The organism is Celeribacter litoreus (assembly GCF_020165855.1).
GTDB classification, from domain to species: domain Bacteria; phylum Pseudomonadota; class Alphaproteobacteria; order Rhodobacterales; family Rhodobacteraceae; genus Celeribacter; species Celeribacter litoreus.
Genome location: NZ_JAIUFY010000007.1, coordinates 210,335 through 234,374 on the forward strand (window position 1 = coordinate 210,335; position 24,040 = coordinate 234,374).

Here is a 24,040-nt window from a genome sequence, read left to right on the forward strand (position 1 = left end):
AGAGCGAAGAAGACGTCAAATCGCAGAAAGCCCTGCGTTGGTGTTCAGCAGGAACTGCGAAAAGATCGGGCTGATGGCGGCGCCGATGCTGCGGGCGTTGTAGCCGACGCTTCCTGCCTCGATCTGGGGTTCAATCAGGCCGCGTTTGTCCTGATGCACGAGATAGCGTTTGGTTCTCTCGACCAATTCGTCGCGCACATCGGGCGGGAACGCGCCGTCAATCAGGATGGCCTCGAAATCAATGACCGAACAAATCGACAGCGAGGCCTTCGCCAGTTCCTGTGCCGTTTGGCCGATCCATGCCTCGACGTGGCGGGACACGCTGCTCCAATCCTGCGGCAGTTTCCAGAGCACTTCGGGATCGACGCCAACTTCGGTCAGACGTGTCTCCAAGAGGTGAATGGAGGCGACATCGATCAGTTGTTGCGATTCCCCGAGCGGGCCTGTGCTCCGCATGGACCCGAGCGCACCCGCATTGCCGCGATTGCCCTCGAACACCGTTCCGTTCAGAACCACACCGCCCCCGATGAAAGAGCCAATAAAGAAATAGGCGTAGTCCCTGAATTCCTGACCGCGTCCGTAGAGGTGTTCGGCCTGACAGGCCGCCGTCGCATCGTTGACGACATAGACCGGCAGCGGGCTAAAGGCCGCGACCTCCTCAGTAAAGTTGATGTCTTTCCACGCGCGGAACTTTTCGGCGGCGACACCGACGAGATCGTGCCACTTCCACAGTTCAAAGGGCGTCCCGATCCCGATGCCACACACGCGGTGCCGGAGCGTTTCGGGAAGCGTGCCGAGAAGCGTCTCTAGCCCGTCCTTGAGAAAGCCGAATATCGCGTCGGGCATGGGGTAGTCATAGATCGAATGAAGCTGCGCGCGCACGTTTCCGGCGAAGTCGAGCAACAACAGATCGGCACTCCGGCGGCCGATTTTCAGACCCACGGAGAGCACCCCATCAGGATCGACCTCCATCGGGATCGACGGTTTGCCCACCTTCCCGCGCACCGGATCGCCGCGCCGCACGAGGCCGTCTTCTTCGAGGTTGCGCAGGATGGTCGAGACGGTCGGTTTGGACAGACCCGTGCGCCGCGCGAGTTCGGCGGCAGGCACAGCACGATAGCGTTGGAGGGTGGAGAGGATCAGGCGTTCGTTATGGTCGCGAACCCCTCTCTGGTTCACGCCCGCGCTTCTTTCTCTGATTCCACTTCCGTCCATGGATCGAACCATAGATGCCTCCCCCTCAAACTGGAAGATAAAGCGAATTAATTAGTAAGTAAAGTTTCCAAACTAATTGACAGACCCTTCAGAATCGGGCTTTTTAAGGGTGTCCCGCCGATTTGCGTTGGCGGGGTCCGGGGGAGGAGGAGCTCGGCTCGGACAAAGGAATATGTTTCTTATGGGAGGAAAACATGAGAAAGCTGATGACCGCTTCGGCGCTGGCCGTGATCGCAATGGCAGGGTCCGCCTACGCCGAAACCAACGCTTGTCTTATCACCAAGACCGACACCAACCCGTTCTTCGTCAAAATGAAAGAAGGCGCGACTGAAGCCGCGATGGCGAACGGGATCAACCTGTCCACCTTCGCAGGTAAATACGATGGCGACGTCGAAACGCAGGTCGCCGCTGTTGAAACCTGCATCGCATCGGGCGCCAAAGGCATCCTTATCACCCCGACCGACAGCCGCGCGCTCGTTCCGGTGATCACGCAGGCCCGCGAAGCAGGTGCCCTCGTCATCGCACTCGACACGCAGTTCGAACCTGCTGATGCAGCCGACGCGACCTTCGCCACCGACAACTTCAAAGCCGGCGTCATGATTGGCCAGTGGGCCAGAGCGAAAATGGGCGATGACGCCGCGAACGCAAAAATCGCACTTCTCGACCTGAACGCGTCCGAAGTCTCAGTAGACTATCAGCGCAACAACGGCTTCCTTCAGGGCTTTGGCATTGACATCAAAGACCCGACCGACATCGGTGACGAAGATGACCCGCGCATCGTCGGCAATGACGTGACCGACGGCTCGCCGGACGGTGGCCGCACCGCGATGGAGAACCTTCTCCAAATCGATCCGGACATCAACCTCGTCTACACCATCAACGAACCGGCGGCTGCGGGTGCCTATGAAGCGCTGAAATCATTTGGCAAAGCGGACGGCGTGACGATCGTGTCTGTCGACGGCGGCTGCCCGGGCGTGCAGGACATCGCAGGCGGCGTGATCGGCGCGACCGCAATGCAGTTCCCGCTCCTGATGGCCTCCAAAGGCATCGAGGCGATCAAGACCTTTGCCGAGACCGGCGAGAAGCCGCAAAACAGCGAAGGTCTCGATTTCTACAACACCGGCGTAGAACTCATCACGGACGAACCGGTCGAGGGCGTTCCTTCGATCTCCTCTGAAGAGGGCCTGAAGAAGTGCTGGGGCTGATCCACAGCTAACCTCCCTGGCGGGGCGCAAAGGCGCCCTGCCTCTTCGCTATCTCCCGTAACTTTGACGGGACCTCATGGCTGCAGCTACGCTTGCCGGTAAGGGAGAGAGATATGTCAAATACCACGACGACAGGCCCCAAGGGGCAGGATTTCGAACAGACCCTGGATCAGAGCGATACCAAGGTTGCGTCGTTCGAAGTCAGGCATCAATCACCGCTGGAACGTATCCGGCACGTGCTTCACAACAATCCCACGCTGGTTCCCGTGATCGTTCTGGTCATGAGCCTCTTTGCGTTCGGGCTCATTGCGGGCGGAAAGTTCTTTTCGGCCTTCAACCTCAGCCTCATTCTGCAACAGGTGTCGATCATCGGCATTCTGGCCGCCGCCCAATCGTTGATCATCATCACCGCAGGGATCGATCTCTCGGTCGCCGCGATCATGGTTCTGATGTCGGTTGTCATGGGCAATCTGGCCGTCTTCGCCGGTGTGCCCTCCGGCTTCGCGATCATCGTCGGTCTCGCCGGTGGCGTCGGCGCAGGCATGATGAACGGCTGGCTCATCACCAAAGTCAAACTGCCCCCGTTCATCACCACCCTCGGCACATGGTCGATCTTCTACGCGCTGCTGCTCTGGCTCTCCGGCGCACAGTCGATCCGGGGACAGGACATCGACGCCAATGCGCCGCTCCTGAAACTTTTTGGGGCGAGCTTTAACATCGGCGGCGCGCGGATCACCTTGAGCGCGCTTCTGATGATCGTCGTCTTTGTCGTGCTCTGGTATATGCTCAACAAAACCGCCTGGGGCCGCCACGTCTACGCCATCGGCGATGACAAGGAAGCCGCCGATATGTCCGGCATCCGCACCGACCGCACGTTGCTCTCTGTCTACGGTCTGTCGGGCTTCGTCTGCGCCCTTGCTGGCTGGGCGTCCATCGGCCGCGTCGGGTCCATCTCTCCGCAGTCGTTCTATGAGGGCAACCTCGACTCCATCACCGCTGTGGTGATTGGCGGCATCTCCCTCTTCGGCGGGCGCGGGTCCATCATGGGTGCCCTTTTCGGCGCGCTGATCGTGGGTGTCTTCCGTTCCGGCCTCCGCCTCTCGGGTGTGGACGTGCTCTGGCAGGTCTTCGCCATCGGTTGGCTCATCATCATCGCGGTCGCTATCGACCAATGGATCAGAAGGGTATCGGCATAATGGAAAACGTAACTCCAGTCGTCCAAGCCCGCGGAATCGTGAAGCGCTATGGCCACGTGACCGCGATCGACCACTCCGACTTTGAACTCCGTCCGGGCGAAGTGCTCGCTGTCATCGGCGACAACGGCGCAGGCAAATCTTCCATCGTGAAGGCGATCTGCGGCGCGACCGTTCCTGACGAGGGAGAAATCCTGATCGAGGGCAAGCCGGTTAAGTTCAACTCTCCCATCGAAGCGCGGGAAATGGGGATCGAGATCGTCTATCAGAACCTCGCCCTCTCCCCCGCCCTGTCGATTGCCGACAACATGTTCACGGGCCGCGAAATCCGCAAGCAAGGCTGGCAGGGCAAATACCTGCGTATGCTCGACAAACCCGCGATGGAGAAGTTCGCCCGAGACAAGCTCACCGAGCTCGGATTGATGACGGTGCAGTCGATCAAACAACCGGTCGAAACACTCTCCGGTGGTCAACGTCAGGGCGTGGCCGTGGCCCGCGCGGCGGCCTTCGCGACCAAGTTCATCATCATGGACGAACCGACGGCGGCCTTGGGTGTGAAAGAGAGCCGCAAGGTGTTGGAACTCATTCAGGACGTCCGCGCCCGTGGCATTCCGATCATCCTGATCAGCCACAACATGCCACACGTGTTCGAGGTCGCAGATCGCATCCACATCCACCGTCTGGGCAAACGGCTCTGCACCATCAACCCGAAGGACTACACCATGTCCGACGCGGTCGCCTTTATGACGGGGGCGAAAGAGCCCCCCGCACAGGACACCGTTTAAACACCGCGCAAAAGACACCGGGGCGCCGCCGGATCAACTCCGGCGGCGCTTTCGTGCGATCAGAGCGGCCCCTTAGATCAGAGTCTGCATGACCTCTGCCGCAATCTCGAAAGAGCGGATGCGCGCGGCTTGGTCATGGATCATTCCTGTGACCATCAATTCATCGGGCTGATACCGCTCCATGAGCTTGGAAATCTGCACCCCGAGCGTCTCACGTCCCCCGACGGCTGCACAACTCAGCATACGGTCTACTTGGGCGCGGACCGGCGGCGGCATGTTGGCGACCCGTTCGAGCGACGGTTTGGGCAGCTTGCCCCGATTGTTGGTCACGATATTGGCAAAGGCCTGAAGCTGCGAAGTCCGCAGATAGGCCGCCTCTTCGTCGCTCTCCGCCGCACAAACGCTCGCGGCCATGATCGCGTAAGGCTCTGCATGGGCCTCAGACGGTTTGAAGGTGGTGCGATAGACGTGCAGCGCTTCTTCGAGCATATCGGGCGCGAAGTGAGAGGCGAACGCATAGGGCAGGCCGAAATGCGCGGCGAGCTGCGCACCATAGAGGCTCGATCCCAAAATCCAGACCGGCACATGGGTGCCCATCCCCGGAATGGCCCGCACTGGCGCGCCCTCCGGCATATCGCCGAGATAAGTGAGCAGTTCATGCACATCATGCGGGAAACTGTCGCCCTGTTGCATATTGCGGCGGAGCGCGTGCGCGGTGGCCATATCCGTGCCCGGCGCGCGCCCGAGGCCGAGATCAATCCGCCCCTTGTGGAAGAGCGAGAGCGTGCCGAATTGCTCCGCAACCATCAACGGTGCGTGGTTCGGGAGCATTATGCCCCCTGCCCCGACGCGCATCGTCTTGGTCGCCGCGGCGATCTGACCGATGAGGACGGCAGTGGCGGAGCTTGCGATGCCGATCATGTTGTGATGCTCGGCCACCCAATAACGGTGATACCCCGCCTTTTCCGCCGCCACGGCAAGCGAGACGCAGTTGGACAGCGCCTCATCGACACCTTGGCCTTCGGCAACGGGGGCGAGATCGAGGAGCGAATATCGGTTCATGACGGACTTTCTAACGGTTTCATTTGGAGTTTTATGCCTGCGCGCTTCAGGCCTCAACAGGCGCAATGTTGCGAAACAACGCCAACGCCTCCGGATTGGCAAGCGCATCGCTGTTCTTGGCCGTGCGGCCCTCGATGACATCCCTGACGGCGAGTTCGGAGACCTTCCCGCTCTTGGTCCGCGGGATATCAGCGACCGCGAGGATCAGGGCCGGCACATGGCGCGGCGAGGCCCCGAGCCGGATCGCGCCCTTGATTTCGCGGGTCAGATCCTCGTCGAGCACGCTGCCCGATTTCATGACCACGAACAACACAACGCGCACATCATCGCTGGTCGATTGGCCGACGACAACCGCATCTTCGATCTGGCTGAACCGCGCGACCTCGGCGTAGATTTCCGCCGTGCCGATCCGCACCCCGCCCGGATTGAGCGTCGCGTCTGATCGCCCGTGGATCACATATCCGCCGCCTTCGATCTGCTCCGCGAAATCGCCTTGGCACCAGACACCGGGGAAGCGGTCGAAATAGGCGGACATATAGCGGGCACGGCCCTCGTCGTTCCAGAACCCGATCGGCATGGTCGGAAAGGGTTTCGTGCAGACCAACTCGCCCTTTTCTCCCTTTGCGACAGGCGAGCCCTCATCGGACCAGACCTCCACCGCAATCCCGAGACCCGCCGACTGGATCACGCCGCGCGTGACGGGCCGTGTCGGGTCGCCGCAGACGAAGCAGGACAGGATGTCCGTGCCGCCCGAAATGGACGCGAGATGCAGGTCGGGTTTGAGCGCCTGGTAGACGTAATCATAGGCCTCCCCCAACAGAGGCGCGCCAGTCGAAAGCATCGTGCGAAGCGCGGAGAGATCGTGGTCAGGCGCAGGTTCAAATCCCACAGAGCGCAACCCGTCGAGATATTTGGGCGAGGTGCCGAACTGCGTCATCTTCTCACCGCTGGCATAATCAAACAGCACGCCCGGCGCAGGATGGAAGGGCGAACCATCAAAGAGCATGAGCGTCGCCCCCCGCGCGAGGCCCGAAACCAGCCAGTTCCACATCATCCAGCCGAGCGTCGTGAAATAGAACATCCGGTCGCCCGGCCGCACGTCCACATGCAGCGCGTGCTCTTTCAGGTGCTGCAAGAGCACCCCGCCCGCACGATGAACGATGCACTTGGGCGCACCGGTCGTGCCGGAGGAAAAGGTCACATAGAGCGGATGATTGAACGGCATCGGGACAAATTCACAGGCCTGCGCCGGAAACGGGGCCTCGAAGGCGTCAAAACTTACCGCTTTGGGCAGTCCCGCCGCCGTGTCCTCCGCTTTGCCGAGGTAGTCAATGATCACACAGGTCTCGACCGTGGGGAGTAGTGAAAGCGTCTCCGCGAGTTTATCTGCGATGGCAAAGGGCTTGCCCGCATACCAATAGCCGTCGCAGGCGAAGAGCACTTTGGGTTCAATCTGCCCGAACCTGTCAACGACGACACGCGGCCCGAAATCGGGCGAGGCAGAGGCCCAGACCGCGCCGAGTGAAACGGTCGCAAGCATGGCGGCCACGGCCTCCGGTCGGTTGGGCAAAAGCCCCGCCACACGATCCCCCGGCCCAACGCCCGCAGCCCGCAACGCCTGGTGAAGCCGCGAGACATGCGCCTCGAGTTCGTCCCAGCTCCAGCGCAGCTCACATTTGTCTTCACCACGAAACACCAACGCATCGCGGCTCCCGTCCTCGGGCCGCGCGAGATGCAGCAGGTTCTCCGCGAAGTTCAGCGTGCCCTCGGGAAAGAACTCTGAGGAGGCCATGTCCGCCCCCACGAGATACGGCGCGTCGCCCTTGTCTCCGATGACCCCGAAGAAATCCCACAGCGCCGACCAGAACCGCGCCGGATCGTCCAGAACGCGTTCGGAAAGGGTCGCCGAGTCGGGAATGTCCTCCCCCGTTGCCTCTGCAAAATAGGCCCGAAACCGCGCCATTTCGGTGTCGGCGGCGCGGTCGGCGCTTGGCTCCCAAAGAATGTTAGGCATCGCGAAGTCTCCGATTTGACGGCGCGCCGATCAGGCAACCGCGTCGATATAGGCCTGCCAGAGGAGCACGAAGCTCACAAAGAACAGGATCAGGGTGATGATGAAATTGAACGCGCGCGGATCGACGGTGCGCACGAGGCGCGACCCTGCCCAACTGGAGGCGACGGCCAGCGGCACGTAGAACAGGCTGAGTTGTAGAATGTCGCGGGAGTAGAACCCCAGCGCCGCGAAACTCGGGAGTTTCATCAGGTTCAGAGAGGCAAAGAACATCACGCTCGTGCCGACGTAGATCTCTTTGCGCAGGTGTTTGGGCATCACGTAGATCTGGAACGGCGGCGAACCCGCATGGGCGATGGCGCTCGCGAAACCACCCGCAGCCCCCGCCGCAACACCGAGGGCCGTGTCGTGACGCGGCCTCGCAGGAATTTCGGGCACCCCGCGCGACATCAGGATGACCTGCCAGACCGAAAACAACAGGGACACAGCGCCGAGCGCTGCCTTGATCACCCATTCCGGCACGGATGAGGCCAAAAGATAGGCCGCGAGAACGCCAATCACGCCGCCCGGGATCATCTTTGCCAGAAGCGCTTTGTCGAAGTCGTAGCGGTAGAGATAGACCGCCACCACATCCTGCACGAGCATGATCGGCAGCATGAGCGCCACCGCCGTCAGAGGATCGCTGAACGCGGCCACGAGCGGCGTGCTAACCATCCCGATCCCCGCAAAGCCGCCCTTGGAGAGGCCAAGGATGGTCACAGAGATCGTGAGCACGATCAGGAATGTGGGATCGAGTGTCATGCGTTTACTTCGTCGAAGTCCCCCGCCCGATGGGGCGTCAGGACAGGCCTCGCACACAATGTGGTTCAACGAGGAAGGTCGAGATTTCCGCGATGAATTCCTTCGCGTGCATCATCGTCGTATTGCCGATATCGGACTGAAAGGCGCTGTCGATTGTCTCGCCATCGGGGAACCAAAGCTCCACCATGCCATCAACCATCATGTGCCCGTCCGCGTCACGCGGACCGTCGAGCACGAGGTTCTGACGGTAGCCCGCAAGTCCGGGCAGACGCTTGACCAAGAGGCCGTGGAGTTCGAACCATTGCTTTTGGAAGTCCTCGCTCGACACATCCGGACGCTTGCGCAGGATCGACATCCGCTTGAGGCCCTGCCCCATCGCGGGCGGTTCGACCACGGTGTTCTGAAGGCAGAGAATAGAATGCATATCTGCCACGAGCGGCCCCGCCAGACCCATGGTGAGATTGAAACTGCCCATGGAGGCCGCCGTCATGCTGGCGGAAATGTCGTTGAAGAAGAACTGGGTGATTGCGTCGAGCTCCACCCCGCCACGGGCATAAGTGATGCCCTTCTGGCTGTTGTCGACAACGCGGTTGAACACGCCACCCAAAGAGAGATCGCCGACACCACGGCGCATTGCGTCTTCGTTGTCGACATAGGTTGTCTCGGAAAGATCGGTTGCGGTCTGGATCAGACCCATAACGGTAATCACGAAAGCACCTCGATTGCTCTAGATTGTTTGAAAAGGGGCCGCCCGATTGGGACGCGGGCGGCCCGGGGATATCATCACCGTCCAAGATACGTGGGGATGTTACGCACCGCGACGGCAATGATAATGGCCAGAGCCTGCACGAGGAGTTGCACGGAAGTTCCCGCGCCGAGCGCGAGGACCATTTGGCCAAGCTGGGTCATGAAGAGCGCGGCCACACCGCTCGCGATCACACTGCCGCGCCCGCCGTTAAAGGGCGTGCCGCCGACGACCACCGCCGCGATGGCAGGCAGCAGGTAATCAACGCCAGCCGTCTGCGACGCGGAGCCGATGAAGCCGGTGAAGAGCATGCCCGCCACCGCAAAGCACAGCGACGCAATCGCATAGGTCGCGACCTGATAGCGCAGGATCGGGATGCCTGCTGCGGTCGCCGCCGCAGGGTTGGCACCCACTGCAACGAAGCGACGGCCGGGAATGGTGCGCTTGGTCACGATGCTGATGACGATGATGAAGAGCATCGCGAGGATGAGCGTCATTGGCACGCCGAAGAGTTTGGAGTGCGAGAATTCCGCGAGTTCCGCAGGCGCCGTCATCGGGCTCCCGCCGGAGACCGCACGCACGGCCCCCATGAGGATCGCGTTCGTCGCCAGCGTGGTGACGATCGGCGTAATGTTGACCTTAGCTACCAGCAGACCGTTCACGATCCCGATGCAAAGCGCGATGGCCAACGTCAGCGGCACCGCCAAAAGCGTCGATCCGGTTGTGAACCCGATCTGCGCGAACAGAAGCCCCGCGATGGTCATCATCCCCGGCAGCGACATATCAAGGCCGCGCTGCTGGATCACGATGGTCATCCCGACCGCCGTGATCGCGAGGATCGCGGCGAAGGGCAGCATGGAGCTGATGGCAGCGGGGCGCACAACGCCCGGGGCGACAAAGCTACAGAGGATAAAGAGGGCAATCGTCCCGCCCCAGATCCACGAAAATTCATTGAAAACCGTGGACTTGATCTGTTGGCCAAAGCTGGGCTGGGTCATGGTTTTGCTTTCCGTCATTGTCATAGTCATGCCTGCACCACTTTCTCACGGCTCTTGGAATAGAGTGCCACGGAGGCAAGGATGAGGAACCCGAGGAGGTATTGCTGCCACTCCTGACTGAGACGCAGGAAGACGGTGACAGAGTTCACTTGGGTGATGAAGATTGCGCCGAGCAGCGCGCCGATGAAGGAACCGCGCCCGCCAAAGAGGCTTGCCCCCCCGATTACGACGGCTGCGATGGAGCCGAGCGTGTAGCTGATGCCGGCACGCGGGTCGCCGATGCCGACCTGTGCGAACATGGTGATGGCCGCAAGACCGGCAAAGATCGAACAGCCGACATAGGCGATCAGGCGGACCATCACAGGACGAATACCGGCCGTGCGCGCCGCTTCCTGACGCGAGCCGAGACCACGCATGGACACGCCTAGGCTCCGACGGAACAGGAAGAACTCCATGACAAGCGCAAGCACGACAGCCGCGATAAAGGTCACGGGAATGATGCCGACCTTGGTGTTGAGCGCCATCATCAGCTGGCCGTCAAGCATCCCGCCCGGAACCGGACGCAGGAAGAGCGAGACCGCCTGAACCGCCATAAAGGTCGCGAGGGTCGCTACCATCGGGTGCAGACGTAGCCCTTCGACAAGGAGCCAGTTGATAAACCCGACCACGGCCGCGACGACCAATACGAGCATCCAGCCGAGCGCCTGATCCCCACCAGTGGCCCCCGTGAGCAGGAAGAAAGAGGCGACCACCTGCACCAGTCCCATGGTTGGCCCGACCGAGAGGTCGATGCCACTGACGAGCATCAGGAATTGCTGTCCGTAGGCGACAATCGCGAGCGTGGCTGCAAGGGTCATCATGTTCGAAAGACTACGCGACGACAGGTAATAGGGGTTCCATGCGCCCGCGACCGCGCCCAAGAGGACAATCGCAAGGCCTACCATGATGAGCGGTGCGCTGTTGCCCGCCGCCCATTTCCAGAAGGCGCCCAGAGATTTATGGTGCTTGTCACGCTGCTGGGTGGATTTGAGAACCGAGGCGGTGATGTTGTCTTCGGTCACACGATCACCCGTGAGCATCTCCACAACGCGACCGCGCGAGAAGATCGCGACGTGATCGGAGAGACCTGCGACCTCTTGTTGGTCCGAGGACACAAGGATCACGGCCACACCCGCGCGCGCCGCCTCGCGGATCACGCGGTAGATTTCTGCCCGTGCGCCCACATCGACACCCTGCGTGGGTTCATCGACCAAAAGCACCTTCGGCTTCATCGCGAGAACGCTGGAGAGCACGACTTTTTGCTGGTTGCCGCCGGAGAGCGACTGGATCGGCGTCTCCCCGTTCGGTGTTTTTACAGCGAATTGTTTGATCGCATCGAGGGTCCGACCCTGTTCAACACGGCTGCTGACGAGACCCAGACGGGTGTCCTCACGCGAGCTGCGGATAGAGAAGTTTTCGCGGATCGACAGCTCGGGGAAAATCCCCTCACGGTGACGGTCGCCCGGCAGATAGCTGATCCCGAGCGCCTTCGCCCCCTGGCTGGAGCGGATCTGGATGTCCTTGCCGCTCAGGGTCAGATGTCCGTGGCCGCGATGGATACCTGCAAGCGCCCGCATGAATTCGCGCTGACCGTTCGCGTCGATCCCCGCAAGGCCGAGGATTTCACCCGCGCGCACCTGAAGCGAGACGCCTGAGAAGCCCGGACCAGAGAAATCCTGCGTTGCAAGAACCGTCTCGTGATGGCCCGGCGCGGCTTTGTCCGGAAACGTCCGGTCGAGATCGCCACCGACAATAAGCGACACAATCTGATCTTCGTTCAACTCGCGGGCGGGATAGGTCCCCTGCCCTTCACCATCGCGGAGCACCGTCAAACGGTCGGCAATCTCCTGCACTTCGCGAATACGGTGCGAAATGTAGACCACCGATGCACCACGCGCCGTAACCTTGCGCACGCGATCAAACAGACGTTTGACGTCCTCGGTCGCGAGGTGTTCGGTCGGCTCGTCGAGCACGAGAACTTTCGGTTCACATTCGAGCGCCTTCACGATTTCAACGATGAAGCGCTGTTCGGGATTGAGCGTCGTGATGTGATCGCGCGGATCAATCGTCACGTCGTCGCTCCAATGCATGAGCAGTTTACGCGCCCACTCATTGAGGCCCGACAAAGAGGGGCGACGTGCGTGCGGCAGACCGAGATAAAGGTTTTCGGCCACAGACAAATCCGGCATCAGCGCCGGTTCCTGACGGACAATTGCGAGACCCAGCTCACGTGCGAGATCCGGATCTGCGGACACTTCGGTCCCGTCAATACGGACGGTTCCCTCTGTCGCCTGAAGCGCGCCGGATGCCACACCCATCAGCGTGGATTTCCCCGCACCGTTCTCACCGACGAGCCCGTGCACCTCACCCGCCCGAACATCGAACGTGATCTCGTGCAGCGCGCGAACGCCGGGGAAATGCTTGGAAACTCCCTGCATCTCCAACAAAAGCTTATCGCTTTGCATAATTTCCTCCCCTGTATGTGACGCCCGAATGCACACCGCTCGCCCTACCCGCCTAAGCGGGAGGGTCGGCAAAAATCCTGGTGCTGCGACGAGTGCGTCGTCTCCTTCCGAAGGTGTTTCGCGTCCTGCGCGACCACCAAATCTCCTCGCTTAAAGTTCCACTATTGCGAATAGATTTGTCAATATAATATAAGTTTTCACACAATTTTTTCCCAAGTTTTATAATTTTAATTATATTTTTCTGTGACTTATATGATTTTCTCGACCATTTCGATTTTGACCATCACATCGCAAAAGAGAGTTTTCTCTTGGCAATTGCGTCAGATTTGCTTAAATCAAATGTATTCGCTATTTCCAAATATTGGATTCTGCGGGGAGCAGAGACCGGTTTGGACAACCTTTAGGGAGGTATCATGGAGGGAATCACTGGGGCAGTCGCCGTCGTCACGGGCGCGGCGCAAGGCAATGGTCGTGCCATTGCTCTTGGGCTCGCAGCACAGGGCGCCAAAGTTATCGCCTGCGACATTCAACAAGAAGCCGTTGAGAAAGTGGCTCAAGAGATTCTTGACGCGGGCGGCGAGGCCATTGGCGTCGCGCTCGACATCACCAACCGCGAGAGCTGCCAGTCGGCAGCAGAGACGGCACGCAAAGCCTTTGATGCACCTGTGTCGATCCTGATCAACAACGCGGGCATCATTCGCCGCACCATGCCGGACAGCGAGACCTTCGAAGCTGACTGGGACGCCGTGATGAATGTCAACGCGACCGGCCAGATGAACATGGTTCAGGCCTTTCTGTCGCAACTGATGGAAAGCAAGGGCCGTATCGTCAACCTCGGCTCCATCATGTCCGTCGCGGCGAACCCCGGCCTCGTGGCTTATGCCGCCTCGAAAGGGGCCGTCCTGCAAATGACGCGCGCCCTCGCCCACGATCTCGCAGAGCATGGCATCCGCGTGAATGCCCTCGCACCCGGCGTCATCGAGACCCCGATGACCGTGGCGACCCGCGACAATCCCGAAGCCATCGGCCGCTTCATGGCGCACACGCCCATGAAACGCCCGGGCAAACCCGAAGAACTCGTCGGACCGGTGCTGTTTCTCGCCTCCGACGCATCCAGCTACGTGACCGGCGCATTGCTTCCGGTCGATGGCGGCTATCTGGCTGCCTAACGGAGGAACTCATGAAACATCAAGAAGTAGATGTCCTTGTTGTCGGCTCCGGTGCAGGTGGTCTGTCCACCGCTGTTTCTGCCGCGCACCGTGGACTGAAAGTCATCGTCGCCGAAAAGGAATCCGTTTTCGGCGGCACCACAGCACGCTCCGGCGGCTGGAGCTGGATCCCCAACAACGCTCCGGGCAAACGCGCAGGCGTTCAGGACAGCGTTGAAAAGGCCCGCACCTATCTCAAACACGAGACTGGCGATCACTACGACTCCGCCAAGGTCGAAGCCTTCCTCGAAGCAGGCCCCAAAGCGGTCGATTTCTTTGAAGAGAAAACCGCGCTGCAATTCGATCTCGGCCCGACTTTTTCCGACTATCACCCGACCGCCCCCGGCGGTATGGATGGCGGTCGTTCCATCGTAGCGCGTCCGTTCGACGGGCGTGATCTCGGCAAGGAAATCAAACGTCTGCGCCCGCCGCTTCGCGAGATCACCGTGCTCGGCATGATGATCGGGTCCGGCAAGGAACTGCTGCACTTCTTCAACGTGACACGCTCTCCGATTTCGGCTCTGTTCGTCACCGGACTCGTGGCGAAATTCGCCCGCGATGTGACTTTCCACGGTCGCTCCATGCGCCTGATGAACGGCAACGCCCTGATCGCACGTTTGGCAAAGTCCTGCTTTGACAAGAACGTGCCGATCTGGACCTCTTCGCCGGTCAAAAAGCTTCTGCGCAATGAAGATGGCAGCATCAAAGGGGCGATCGTGAACCGTCCCGACGGTCCTGTTGAGATCATCGCCCGCAAAGGCGTCGTGCTCGCCGCAGGTGGCTTCCCGCAGGACGCCGTGCGCCGCAAGGAACTGATGCCGCACTCGCCGTCCGGTCATGAACACGTCTCCCCCGCCCCTCCGGGCAACACGGGCGACGGTCTGCGCCTCGCCGAAAGCGTGGGCGCGCAGCTCAAGACGGACCTGCCGAACTCCGCTGCTTGGGTTCCGGTGTCGCGTCCGCCTATGGGCAACGGCCTTTTGGGCACCTTCCCGCATTTTGTGGACCGCTCCAAACCGGGCGTGATTGCTGTGACGCGGTCGGGCAAGCGGTTTGTGAACGAGGCACAGAGCTACCACGACTTCTGTCAGGCGATGGTCAAACGCTGTCAGGAAGAGGGCGGCCCCGACGCCGACCTCGCGGCATGGTTTGTTGCGGATCACCGCACCTTCCGCAAATACGGCCTCGGCTTCGCGAAACCCGCGCCGGTGCCTTATAAGTCGCTCATCAAGCAGGGCTACCTGATCCGCGGCAAAACCATCCGTGACCTCGCAGAGCAAATCGGTGCCGATCCGGCGCAGATGGAGCGCACGGTTGCCGAGTTCAACAAGCACGCAGTGAAGGGTGAAGATCCGGAGTTCGGCAAAGGCTCGACCGCCTACAACCGGTCGCTCGGCGATCCGGACCACAAACCGAACCCCTGTGTGGCGCCGGTCAAAAAAGGCCCGTTCTACGCAGTGCGTCTCTACGTGGGCGACCTCGGCACCTTCGCAGGCATGAAAACCAACGAATACAGCCAAGTCCTCAACGATGAAGGCAAGCCGATCGGTGGTCTCTATGCAGCCGGCAACGACGCCGCGTCCATCATGGGCGGCAACTACCCGGGTGGCGGCATCACCCTCGGGCCGGCTCTGACCTTCGGCTATATCGCTGCACGCCACATGGCCGGCGGCAACAGCTAACCAAAATACCTCCCTGAAAAGCCCCGTCGAAGACATTCGGCGGGGCTTTTTTTATTCGTCCGCGCCGCTGCACGCGGGCGCTGGCAACAAAAAACAGGCGCGGTCTCCCGCGCCTGTCTCCATTTTATCTCTTCGAACCTCAGTTGGTTTCGAATTCCTTCGCGTGCAGCCAATCCGCGTGTTTCGGCGCCCTCTTGGTCTTGCTCCACTCTTCGAGCATGTCCCATTTCACGGCATCGAGACGTTCGAGGTTCTTGTCCTGCTCCGGGTTCGGCGCAGCAAGCTCCACGCGGTGGCCGTTCGGGTCGAAGAAATAGATCGAGTCAAAGATCGTGTGATCCGTCACGCCCAGAACCTCGACACCGTTGGCTTCGAGATGCTCTTTGAACTCCACGAGTGTCTCACGGTCTTTAACCTGAAACGCGATGTGCTGGACCCAGATCGGCGTGTTTTCGTCGCGGCCCATTTCCGGTTTGGTCGGCAGCTCAAAGAACGCGAGGATGTTGCCGTCACCTGCATCGAGGAAGAGGTGCATGTAAGGGTCCGGCTCGTGGGTGGACGGCACCTGATCCTCGGCGATGGCGAGGATGAAATCCATGTTCAGCATTTTGGTGTAAAATTCGACGGTCTCCTTCGCGTCTTTACAGCGGTAGGCGACGTGGTGAATGCGTTCGACTTTCATGGTCCGATCTCCATTTGTTGCATTTGCAACCAATTTACAGGGGCGATCGTCCGCACTATTTGATCTAGATCAATTTGTTAAAAATAAAGTTATTCGCTTTTTGCAAATAAAAAACGGCGCTCCGGAGTTCGGAGCGCCGCCTCAAAAGCCGTATTCGAGTGAGGATTAACCCTGAAGGTCTTCCCACATCTCGCGGTCGCGTTCCGCGGTCCAGACACGCGGGGTGTCGATGCCACGGGCTTCGTCATAGGCGCGCGCGACGTTGAACGGCAGGCAGTGTTCGTAGATCGCATAGTCGCCGAACTTCTCGTCACAGGAGGCGCGCACGGCGTCCCATGCTTCCTTCAGAGAGCCACCACGCGCCACGATACGGGCGACAGGCGCATAGGTGCTGTCCACGAAGTCGCGGGTTGCGGCAATCGCCTTGCCCACCATCTCTTCGCCCACGAGCGCGTCACCACGGCCCGGCGCAATAGACTTCGGCTTGTAGGCCGCAATCGCGTCGAGCGTGCCGCCCCAGTCACCAAAGTGACCGTCGCCGCAGTAACAGGCGGAGTGGTATTCAACGATATCACCCGTGAACATCACTTCCTGATCCGGCACCCAGATCACCGCGTCACCCGCCGTATGCGCACGGCCGAGCGTCATGATGTCCACGCGGCGCTTGCCGAGATAGACAGTCATCTTGTCAGAGAACGTCGTTGTCGGACGCGTCAGACCAGGGATTTCCTCGTGTCCTTGGAACAGGCGCGGGAAACGACCGAATTCGCTGTCCCAGTCCTCCTGACCGCGCTCTTCGACCATCGCGGCGGCTTTCTCCGACATGATGATCTCACGTGCACCATAGGCGCTCGCGCCGAGCACACGGACAGCGTGGTAGTGGGTCAGCACAACGTGGCTGATCGGCTTGTCCGTCACCGTGCGCACGCACTCGATGACCTTGCGTGCGAGACGCGGGGTCGCCTGCGCCTCGACGATCATGACGCTGTCGTCGCCAATGATGACGCCGGTGTTCGGGTCGCCCTCGGCGGTGAACGCATAGAGTCCCTCGCCGACCTCGGTGAAGCTCACCGTCTTTTCTTCCAAGTCACCTTGGCTTGCGAATGCTTTCGCCATGTTTTCCTCCTAATGTGTTCAGTTCGTAACCGGACGCGCGGGCAGCACTTTGCCAACGCATTCGCCAAAGCCGATCTTGTATCCGTCGCCATGCGCTGCACCCTTGAGCGTGAGCGTGTCGCCGTCCTCGACAAAGCTGCGGGTCTCGCCGGTATCGAGCGTGAGCGGCTCTTTCCCGCCCCAGCTCATCTCCAACAGGGAGCCACGGCTGCCCTTCTCCGGTCCCGAAATGGTTCCGGACCCGAGCATATCGCCCACCCGCATCGGGCAGCCCGACGACGTGTGGTGCGCCAACTGCTGTGCGGCGGAATAGTACATATTGTTGTAGTTGGAGCGGATGATCACCGTCTCGTCTTTACCTTCCGGAGCCAGAGTCACTTCAAGATCGATGTCGTAAATCATCGGCTTCGGCTCGAAGAGGTAATCGAGAAGCGGCTTTTCTCGCTCTGGTCCAGTGGTGCGGAACGGCTCCAGCGCAGCAGCCGTCACAATCCACGGGCTGATGGTGGTTGCAGTGGCTTTGGACTGGAACGGGCCGAGCGGCTGGTATTCCCAGGCCTGAATGTCGCGCGCAGACCAGTCGTTCATCAGGACATAGCCGAAAATCGCGTCAAACGCCTCTGAGACGGTAATCGGGCCGTTCGACGGCGTGCCGACGATGGCGCCCATTTCCAGTTCGATATCAAAGCGTTGCGAGGGGCCGAACTTTGGCGCTTCTTCCGTCGGGGCTTTCGTCTGGCCATTCGGACGGATCACCGGCGTGCCGGAGACCACGACAGAGGACGCACGACCGTTGTAGCCGATCGGGATGTGGAGCCAGTTCGGCGGCAACGCATTCTCGGGATCACGGAACATGGACCCGACGTTGAAGGCATGGTGCCGCGCGGCATAGAAATCGGTGTATTCCGTCACGCTGAACGGCATATGCAGCGTTGCGTCGCTTTGTGCCACGAGATGCGCCGAAAGCGTTGCCTCGGCATCGGATCCTTCAGCCAAAAGCGTCGTCAACTCGGCCCGCAAGCGATCCCATTCCGGCTTGCCAAGCGCCATAAACGCGTTCCAGCTCCCGGTTTTGAGGGTGCCTGCAAAAGAGAGCACACCGGCCTCTTCGAGCGCGGCAAGATCAAGGATTTGATCGCCAATCGCGGTGCCGCAACGGGGGCTTCCGCCCTCTGTCGAGAACACGCCATAGGGCAGGTTGTTGAGCGGGAATTGGGTTTCTGCGCTGTTCGCACTTTCGACCCACGAGCGTTTCAAGTCAGTCATGTCAGGTCCTTCTTCAATTTGCGTCCGGCTGCGCTTCGGGGCGCGCGTCGGCAAAGGCAGGAAGCGCGAGGCACCGCGCTTCGATCTCGGTCAGGCGCGCGAAAGGCGTGAGGTCGGCGCCCCAGCGATGCGCGTTGTAAAGCTGTGGCACGAGGCAGATATCCGCGAGCCCCGGCGTGTCGCCGAAACAGAACGGCGTGTCAGGCCGGATCAGCGCCGCGAAGGCCGCAAAGCCCTGCGTCATCCAGTCGTTCATCCACGCGACGGTTTCGTCCTGCGTGTGGCCCATGTCCTTGAGCTTTTGGACGATCCGCAGGTTGTTGACGGGATGCACGTCCGTCGCAATCCCCAGTGCTGCCGCCTGCACCTGTGCCCGCGCGAACGGATCGTCGGGCAGGAGCGCGGGCTCCGGATAGGTGCGTTCGATCCAGTCAAGGATCGCCATGGATTGCGTGAGAACACGCCCGTCATTCAACACCAACGTCGGCACCCCGCGACCGGGGTTGAGCGCGGCATAGTCGTCCGCGCGCTGTTCTCCCGCCACGAGATTGACGGGGACCGGCTCATAACCGACCCCCTTCAGATTGAGCGCAATCCGGATCCGGTAGGAGGTCGTGGAGCGCCAGTAGGTGTAGAGTTTCATTTCAGCCCCGGCGTGCCGTCGAACTTCTTCTCGAGGCTCTCCCAGCAGTCGATATAGTCGTCCTGAAGCGGCGCTTCTTTGCCTGCAAACTCCGTGAGATGCTGCGGGAAACGGGTCTCGAACATAAAGGACATCGTGTTCTCGAGCTTCTCCGGCCCGAGGTTCGAATTCGATGCGCCCTCAAAGGCGTCTTTGTCCGGACCATGCGGCAGCATCATGTTGTGCAGGCTCATGCCACCCGGCGCAAAGCCCTGCGGCTTGGCGTCGTATTGGCCGTAAATGTTGCCCATCAGCTCGGACATAATGTTCTTGTGATACCACGGCGGACGGAAGGTGTTCTCGGCCACCATCCAACGCTCGCGGAAGAGAACGAAGTCGATGTTTGCCGTTCCAGGCACGCCCGACGGCGCGGTCAGAACGGTGAAGATCGACGGGTCCGGGTGGTCAAACAGGATCGCCCCGACCGGACAATAGGTGCGCAGGTCGTATTTGTAGGGCGCGTAGTTGCCGTGCCATGCCACAACGTCGAGCGGGCTTTGCGCGATTTTTGTTTCGTGGAACTGGCCGCACCATTTGATCGTGAGGGTCGAGGGCACTTCGCGGTCCTCATAGGCCGCGACGGGCGCTTTGAAATCACGCGGGTTGGCTAGGGCGTTGGCACCGATCGGACCGCGGGCGGGCAGTTCGAATTTCTGGCCGTAGTTCTCACAGACAAAGCCGCGGCATGGCCCTTCGAGGACCTCCACCCGATACACGAGACCGCGCGGGATGATGGCGATTTCTTTGGGTTCGAGGTCGATGATCCCGAGTTCCGTCGCAAAGCGCATCTTGCCCTCTTGCGGCACCACCAACAGCTCACTGTCGGCGGAGTAGAAATAGGAGTCTTCCATCGACTTGGTGACGAGATAGACATGGGCGGCCATGCCGACCTGCGTGTTTACGTCCCCTGCCGTGGTCATCGTGCGCATGCCGGTGAGCCATGTCAGATCGTCGCCGGTTTGCTCCACCGGATCCCAGCGATACTGGCCGAGCGAGGTCACATCTTCGAGGACATGCGGCGCGGATTTCCAATACGGCAGATCGATTTTCTCGTAGCGCGCGGAGTGCTTCACCGACGGGCGGATGCGGTAGGTCCAGGTGCGTTCCGGCGGATGCGCGGTAAAGGCGGTGCCCGAAAGCTGTTCGCCATAGAGCCCGTAATTACATTTCTGCGGGCTGTTCATCCCCTGCGGCAGAGCACCCGGAAGCGCCTCGGTCTCAAAATCGTTGCCAAAGCCCGGCATATAGCCTTCGTGCGTCCCCGTTGTGCCGGAAGCGCGGACCATACCTTTGGGCAAATCATGTGCAGTCATAGTCAGATTCCCTGTTCAGCGTCTCTTCACATCTCACCACAAAACGGTTGCACCCACAACCATTTTGACGAATCTATTCGCAATTAACGAATTAGATTTATATTTCATCAAGCGCACAGCATCGCGCACCCATTTGTTCTTTTGCCCTTGCGCTCGCCGCGTGGATCAAAACACTAGACGCGCTCCACCCGATGTCAGACAGGCGACGCAATGACCAAATCCGACCCGAAATCGAGCCCTGCAGTGAGCGACCCCGAGGCAGGTTTCGAACTCGAAACCTTCCTGCCCTTTCTTCTCAACAGGGCGGCGGAAGTGACGAGTCAGGCCTTTCAGCCGGCCTACCGCGAAGGCTTTGGCCTCACCCGCAGCCAATGGCGCGTTCTGGCGATCACCGGTCACTACGGGGCCATCACCGCGCGCGACATTTGCACCATCGCGCACGAGGAAAAGAGCAAAATCAGCCGCGCGGTCAGCGCTCTGACAGAGAGCGGCCATCTCCAAAAAGCACTCGGAGAAACAGACAAACGCACTGAGGTTCTGTCCCTCACCGAGAAAGGCACCACCCTGTTCGAGACGCTCGGCCAATCCGCCCTTCAGTTCGACCGCACCCTCAGAGCCGCCTTCACTCCGGAGAAAGAAGCCCAGTTCCGCGCGCTTCTGTCCGATCTGGAGGCCGCATTGGCGGAGTGCAGCAATCAAGAGGACATCTAAGCCACCGCACCCCGCCGTTGTGACACGGCGCCCTATAAGAGCGCCGCGACAGATCAGTCGAGATTGACCGCGACCGATTTGGTCTCCGTGTACATCTCGATCGCGTCTTTCCCCATCTCGCGACCCCAACCGGATTGCTTGTAACCGCCCCACGGCATGTTCGCGTCGCTCTGGTTGTGCGTGTTGACCCAGACGATCCCCGCACGGATGCGTGCCGCGAATTTGTGGGCGCGCGACAGGTCTTTGGTCCAGATCGAGGCCCCGAGACCGTATTCGGTGTTGTTCGCCTCTTTCGCCAGCGCTTCGATATTGTCATCGCTGAACTTCATCGCGCTGATGACCGGACCGAAGATTTCCTGTTTGTAGACCGTCATATCCGGCGTCACATCGCGCAGGAGCGTCGGCTTGAGGAAGTAGCCCTCCCCGTCGGTCTTGCCGCCGGTCACGACCTTCGCGCCTTCGGCAACACCAGCGTCGAGAAGACCCGTAACGCGGGTGTATTGCTTCTCTGAAACAATCGGTCCCATGTTGGTATCTGCATCGAGACCGTGACCGAGTTTGAGCTTTTCGGAATAGGCAGCGACCCCTGCGAGCACCTCCTCATAGACATCCTCGTGGATGTAGAGGCGCGAGCCGGCGGTGCAGGCCTGACCACTGTTGAGGAACACGGCTTCGGCCACACCCGGAATGGCGCTTTCCAGATCGGCATCGGGGAAGACAAAGACCGGGCTTTTGCCGCCGAGTTCGAGGCTCACGCGCTTGAGGTTGCCAGAAGCCGCGCGGACGATCGCCTGCCCCGTGGCGGTGGAGCCGGTGAAGCCGATTTTGTCGACATCGTTGTGATCCACGAGCGCGGAACCGACACGGCCGTCGCCGGTGACAATGTTGACCACACCGTCCGGAACACCGGCTTTGCGGCAAATCTCGACAAATCGCATCGCGGAGAGCGGCGTGTCCTCGGCGGGTTTCACGATCACTGTGCAGCCAGCGGCGAGCGCAGGTGCGAGTTTCCATGCGAGCATCAGGAACGGCACGTTCCACGGCAGGATTTGCGCCACCACGCCGACAGGTTCGCGGGTCGTGTAGACGTGCCAGTCGCCATCCATGTTAACCGGCAGGGTGGAGCCGTCGATCTTGTTGGCCCAGCCTGCGAAGTAGCGGAAGTGATCCGCACCGAGGCTGATGTAGAAATTCTTGACGACGCCGTAGGGGGAGCCCTCGTCGAGCACATCAAGCTCCGCAAGCTCAACAGCGGCTTCGTCGATCAGCTCTGCAACGCGCCACATGATCTTCATGCGCTCATTCGGCTTGAGACCGGACCAGCGGCCATCGTCAAATGCGGTGCGGGCGGCGGCCACAGCGAGATCAACGTCTGCGGCGGTGGCGTCGGCGACGTTCGAAATCACCTGCCCCGTGGCCGGATCAACGACATCGCGCCGTCCGCCTTCAACCGCATCACGACTCTCGCCGCCGATAAAAAGCTGATGCTTTTGGCCGAGGAAATCGCGGGTTTCTGCACTGACGTGATCGAGGACAGTGTCCATAGAGAAAGGTTTGTTCATTTCGTGTCTCGCTACAGAAGAAGGATGTGACCCGACCAAAAACGTGGTCGGGTCGTTTGTTTCGGTCAGACAGCCCGCGGATTAGCGGTTGAAGAGAGAGAAGAGCTTCTCTTCATCCATCAGCGAGGACAGGTCTGCGTCCGGCGGGGCAATGTCGGAACATTTCGGCACGATGTTCTGGGTGCTGTCTGCGTAGACGTAAGGAACAACACCAAGCGGTTCGTCCCATTCGATGCCGTTGTGCGCGGCCAGCGCAGCACGGAGCGCGAAGCGCACGTCGCCGGTGGAGCCATCAACCGCGAGATACGGCCATGCGGTGCCATCCTCGAGGCCCTCGTTGTAGAGGCAGCTCAACTCGTTGCTGGTCGCGATGGTCGCCATGGCCGGAACTTCGACACCCGCCTGTTTGAAGGCTTTGATCGTTGCGAGTGTGGTCACACCGTAGTCGGACGCGATGCCGTCGATGGTGTCGCCGTATTTGGCGATGAGACCCGCGGCAGCTTTTTGAGCGTCCGCAGGGTTCCAGTTCGTGGAGATGAAGTCATCATCCATGAGCGTCAGACCCGGGTGATTTGCGAGACCCTCTTTGAAGCCCTGCAGGAAGGAGCTCGAAGAGGAGGCACCCGGAGGGCCACCAAGCATCAGAACATTGCCTTCGCCATCAAGCGCCTTGGCCATCCATTCGGCGTATTGGTTCCCGATTGCGATGGAGTCCTGATACGGGTTCACAGCGTAATCGACACCTGCCGTCCCCGGCAGATCGGTGAAATACGGCACCATGGTCGTGCCATTGCCGTTTGCCATGCGGTAGGTCGGCATCGCCGCTTCGCCGAAGTCGGTGAACGCGAGGATGACTTCATAGCCTTGCGTCGCATAGCCGTTGATGGCCGCGTTGTAGGTCTGTTGGTCGCCGCCGGCGTCGGTGTGGTCTTCTGCGGTCACGTTCGGGCATTTGGATGCTTCGTCCTGAAGCTCAGCGAACGTGATTTTGCGCCAGGTGTCACCACCCCAACCATCGACGAGTGCAACGCGGATCGGATCGGAGCCACAAAGCTCGGTGATATCGCCACCCTGATCCACACGGATCGTGTCCTGCGCCATCGCCATGGAGCCGAGAAGCGCCGCAGCGGCAGCCGTTCCGGTCAGGCGCGCAAAATGCGTAAATTTGGTAGTGCGGGTCATGTTTTCCTCCCTTGACCAACAATTATGATGTTGTCTTCCAGCCCCTCACCCACAGGTCTTCGCCCGCATCAGGTGAGGGGTATTCTTTTCAAGCCGCTTGAATTGCAGGGCTTTTCG

Annotated in this window: 20 protein-coding genes; 6 read left to right on the forward strand and 14 right to left on the reverse strand. The window is 60.4% G+C overall.

The window, feature by feature from the left end; all coding sequences use genetic code 11:
* Nucleotides 1–15: 15 nt before the first annotated feature.
* Nucleotides 16–1,215, reverse strand: coding sequence for an ROK family transcriptional regulator (locus LA304_RS08345; RefSeq protein ID WP_224502723.1), 1,200 nt, complete (start codon nt 1,213–1,215; stop codon nt 16–18).
* Nucleotides 1,216–1,409: 194 nt separating this feature from the next.
* On the opposite strand from LA304_RS08345, the gene LA304_RS08350 reads away from it, so the two are divergent.
* From LA304_RS08350 to LA304_RS08360, 3 genes are all read left to right on the forward strand, one after another.
* Nucleotides 1,410–2,420, forward strand: a complete 1,011-nt coding sequence (locus tag LA304_RS08350; protein WP_224502685.1) for a substrate-binding domain-containing protein — start codon at nt 1,410–1,412, stop codon at nt 2,418–2,420.
* Nucleotides 2,421–2,533: 113 nt separating this feature from the next.
* A complete protein-coding gene (locus LA304_RS08355) occupies nt 2,534–3,616 on the forward strand; it encodes an ABC transporter permease (protein WP_224502686.1) in 1,083 nt (360 codons plus the stop codon).
* Entirely contained in the window at nt 3,592–4,398 is an 807-nt protein-coding gene (locus tag LA304_RS08360) for an ATP-binding cassette domain-containing protein (protein ID WP_396022179.1), read from the forward strand. The genes LA304_RS08355 and LA304_RS08360 overlap by 25 nt, the downstream gene beginning before the upstream one ends.
* Before the next feature lie 72 nt (nt 4,399–4,470).
* On the opposite strand, the gene LA304_RS08365 is transcribed toward LA304_RS08360, so the two are convergent.
* The 6 genes from LA304_RS08365 to LA304_RS08390 form a co-directional block, all read right to left on the reverse strand.
* On the reverse strand, nt 4,471–5,460 hold the full coding sequence (locus LA304_RS08365) for an LLM class flavin-dependent oxidoreductase (RefSeq protein WP_224502688.1): 990 nt from the start codon (nt 5,458–5,460) through the stop codon (nt 4,471–4,473).
* A 46-nt stretch (nt 5,461–5,506) separates the two neighbouring features.
* Nucleotides 5,507–7,474: an acetoacetate--CoA ligase gene (locus LA304_RS08370; protein ID WP_224502689.1), complete on the reverse strand. Its 1,968-nt coding sequence runs from the start codon at nt 7,472–7,474 to the stop codon at nt 5,507–5,509.
* A gap of 30 nt (nt 7,475–7,504) precedes the next feature.
* Nucleotides 7,505–8,272, reverse strand: a complete 768-nt coding sequence (locus tag LA304_RS08375) for a sulfite exporter TauE/SafE family protein (RefSeq protein ID WP_224502690.1) — start codon at nt 8,270–8,272, stop codon at nt 7,505–7,507.
* Nucleotides 8,273–8,309: 37 nt separating this feature from the next.
* The gene (locus LA304_RS17895) at nt 8,310–8,981 is read right to left on the reverse strand and encodes an EthD family reductase (RefSeq protein WP_224502691.1); all 672 of its coding nucleotides are present in this window, start codon (nt 8,979–8,981) and stop codon (nt 8,310–8,312) included.
* Between the two features lie 74 nt (nt 8,982–9,055).
* Nucleotides 9,056–10,015 (reverse strand): ABC transporter permease, encoded by a 960-nt coding sequence (locus LA304_RS08385; protein WP_224502692.1) that lies wholly within the window; start codon nt 10,013–10,015, stop codon nt 9,056–9,058.
* 26 nt (nt 10,016–10,041) lie between these two features.
* Complete coding sequence (locus LA304_RS08390; protein ID WP_224502693.1) at nt 10,042–12,519, reverse strand: ATP-binding cassette domain-containing protein; 2,478 nt, start codon at nt 12,517–12,519, stop codon at nt 10,042–10,044.
* Nucleotides 12,520–12,932: 413 nt separating this feature from the next.
* Here LA304_RS08390 and LA304_RS08395 point away from each other — a divergent pair, with 413 nt between their 5' ends.
* Nucleotides 12,933–13,688: an SDR family NAD(P)-dependent oxidoreductase gene (locus LA304_RS08395; protein ID WP_224502694.1), complete on the forward strand. Its 756-nt coding sequence runs from the start codon at nt 12,933–12,935 to the stop codon at nt 13,686–13,688.
* Nucleotides 13,689–13,699: 11 nt separating this feature from the next.
* Nucleotides 13,700–15,409: an FAD-dependent oxidoreductase gene (locus LA304_RS08400; protein ID WP_224502695.1), complete on the forward strand. Its 1,710-nt coding sequence runs from the start codon at nt 13,700–13,702 to the stop codon at nt 15,407–15,409.
* A gap of 139 nt (nt 15,410–15,548) precedes the next feature.
* Here LA304_RS08400 and LA304_RS08405 read toward each other — a convergent pair whose 3' ends face one another.
* The 5 genes from LA304_RS08405 to hmgA form a co-directional block, all read right to left on the reverse strand.
* Nucleotides 15,549–16,091, reverse strand: a complete 543-nt coding sequence (locus tag LA304_RS08405) for a VOC family protein (RefSeq protein WP_224502696.1) — start codon at nt 16,089–16,091, stop codon at nt 15,549–15,551.
* A gap of 165 nt (nt 16,092–16,256) precedes the next feature.
* Nucleotides 16,257–17,207: an MBL fold metallo-hydrolase gene (locus tag LA304_RS08410; RefSeq protein WP_224502697.1), complete on the reverse strand. Its 951-nt coding sequence runs from the start codon at nt 17,205–17,207 to the stop codon at nt 16,257–16,259.
* Nucleotides 17,208–17,225: 18 nt separating this feature from the next.
* The gene (gene fahA, locus LA304_RS08415) at nt 17,226–18,473 is read right to left on the reverse strand and encodes a fumarylacetoacetase (protein ID WP_224502698.1); all 1,248 of its coding nucleotides are present in this window, start codon (nt 18,471–18,473) and stop codon (nt 17,226–17,228) included.
* 13 nt (nt 18,474–18,486) lie between these two features.
* Nucleotides 18,487–19,116: a maleylacetoacetate isomerase gene (maiA, locus tag LA304_RS08420; protein ID WP_224502699.1), complete on the reverse strand. Its 630-nt coding sequence runs from the start codon at nt 19,114–19,116 to the stop codon at nt 18,487–18,489.
* Nucleotides 19,113–20,468: a homogentisate 1,2-dioxygenase gene (gene hmgA / locus LA304_RS08425; RefSeq protein WP_396022180.1), complete on the reverse strand. Its 1,356-nt coding sequence runs from the start codon at nt 20,466–20,468 to the stop codon at nt 19,113–19,115. Before hmgA ends, maiA begins: the two co-directional genes overlap by 4 nt.
* A gap of 210 nt (nt 20,469–20,678) precedes the next feature.
* On the opposite strand from hmgA, the gene LA304_RS08430 reads away from it, so the two are divergent.
* Entirely contained in the window at nt 20,679–21,179 is a 501-nt protein-coding gene (locus LA304_RS08430) for a MarR family winged helix-turn-helix transcriptional regulator (protein ID WP_224502700.1), read from the forward strand.
* Nucleotides 21,180–21,232: 53 nt separating this feature from the next.
* Here the strand turns inward: LA304_RS08430 and LA304_RS08435 are convergent, their stop codons facing one another.
* Nucleotides 21,233–22,723, reverse strand: a complete 1,491-nt coding sequence (locus LA304_RS08435) for an aldehyde dehydrogenase family protein (protein WP_224502701.1) — start codon at nt 22,721–22,723, stop codon at nt 21,233–21,235.
* A gap of 99 nt (nt 22,724–22,822) precedes the next feature.
* On the reverse strand, nt 22,823–23,923 hold the full coding sequence (locus LA304_RS08440; protein ID WP_224502702.1) for a substrate-binding domain-containing protein: 1,101 nt from the start codon (nt 23,921–23,923) through the stop codon (nt 22,823–22,825).
* Nucleotides 23,924–24,040 lie beyond the last annotated feature (117 nt).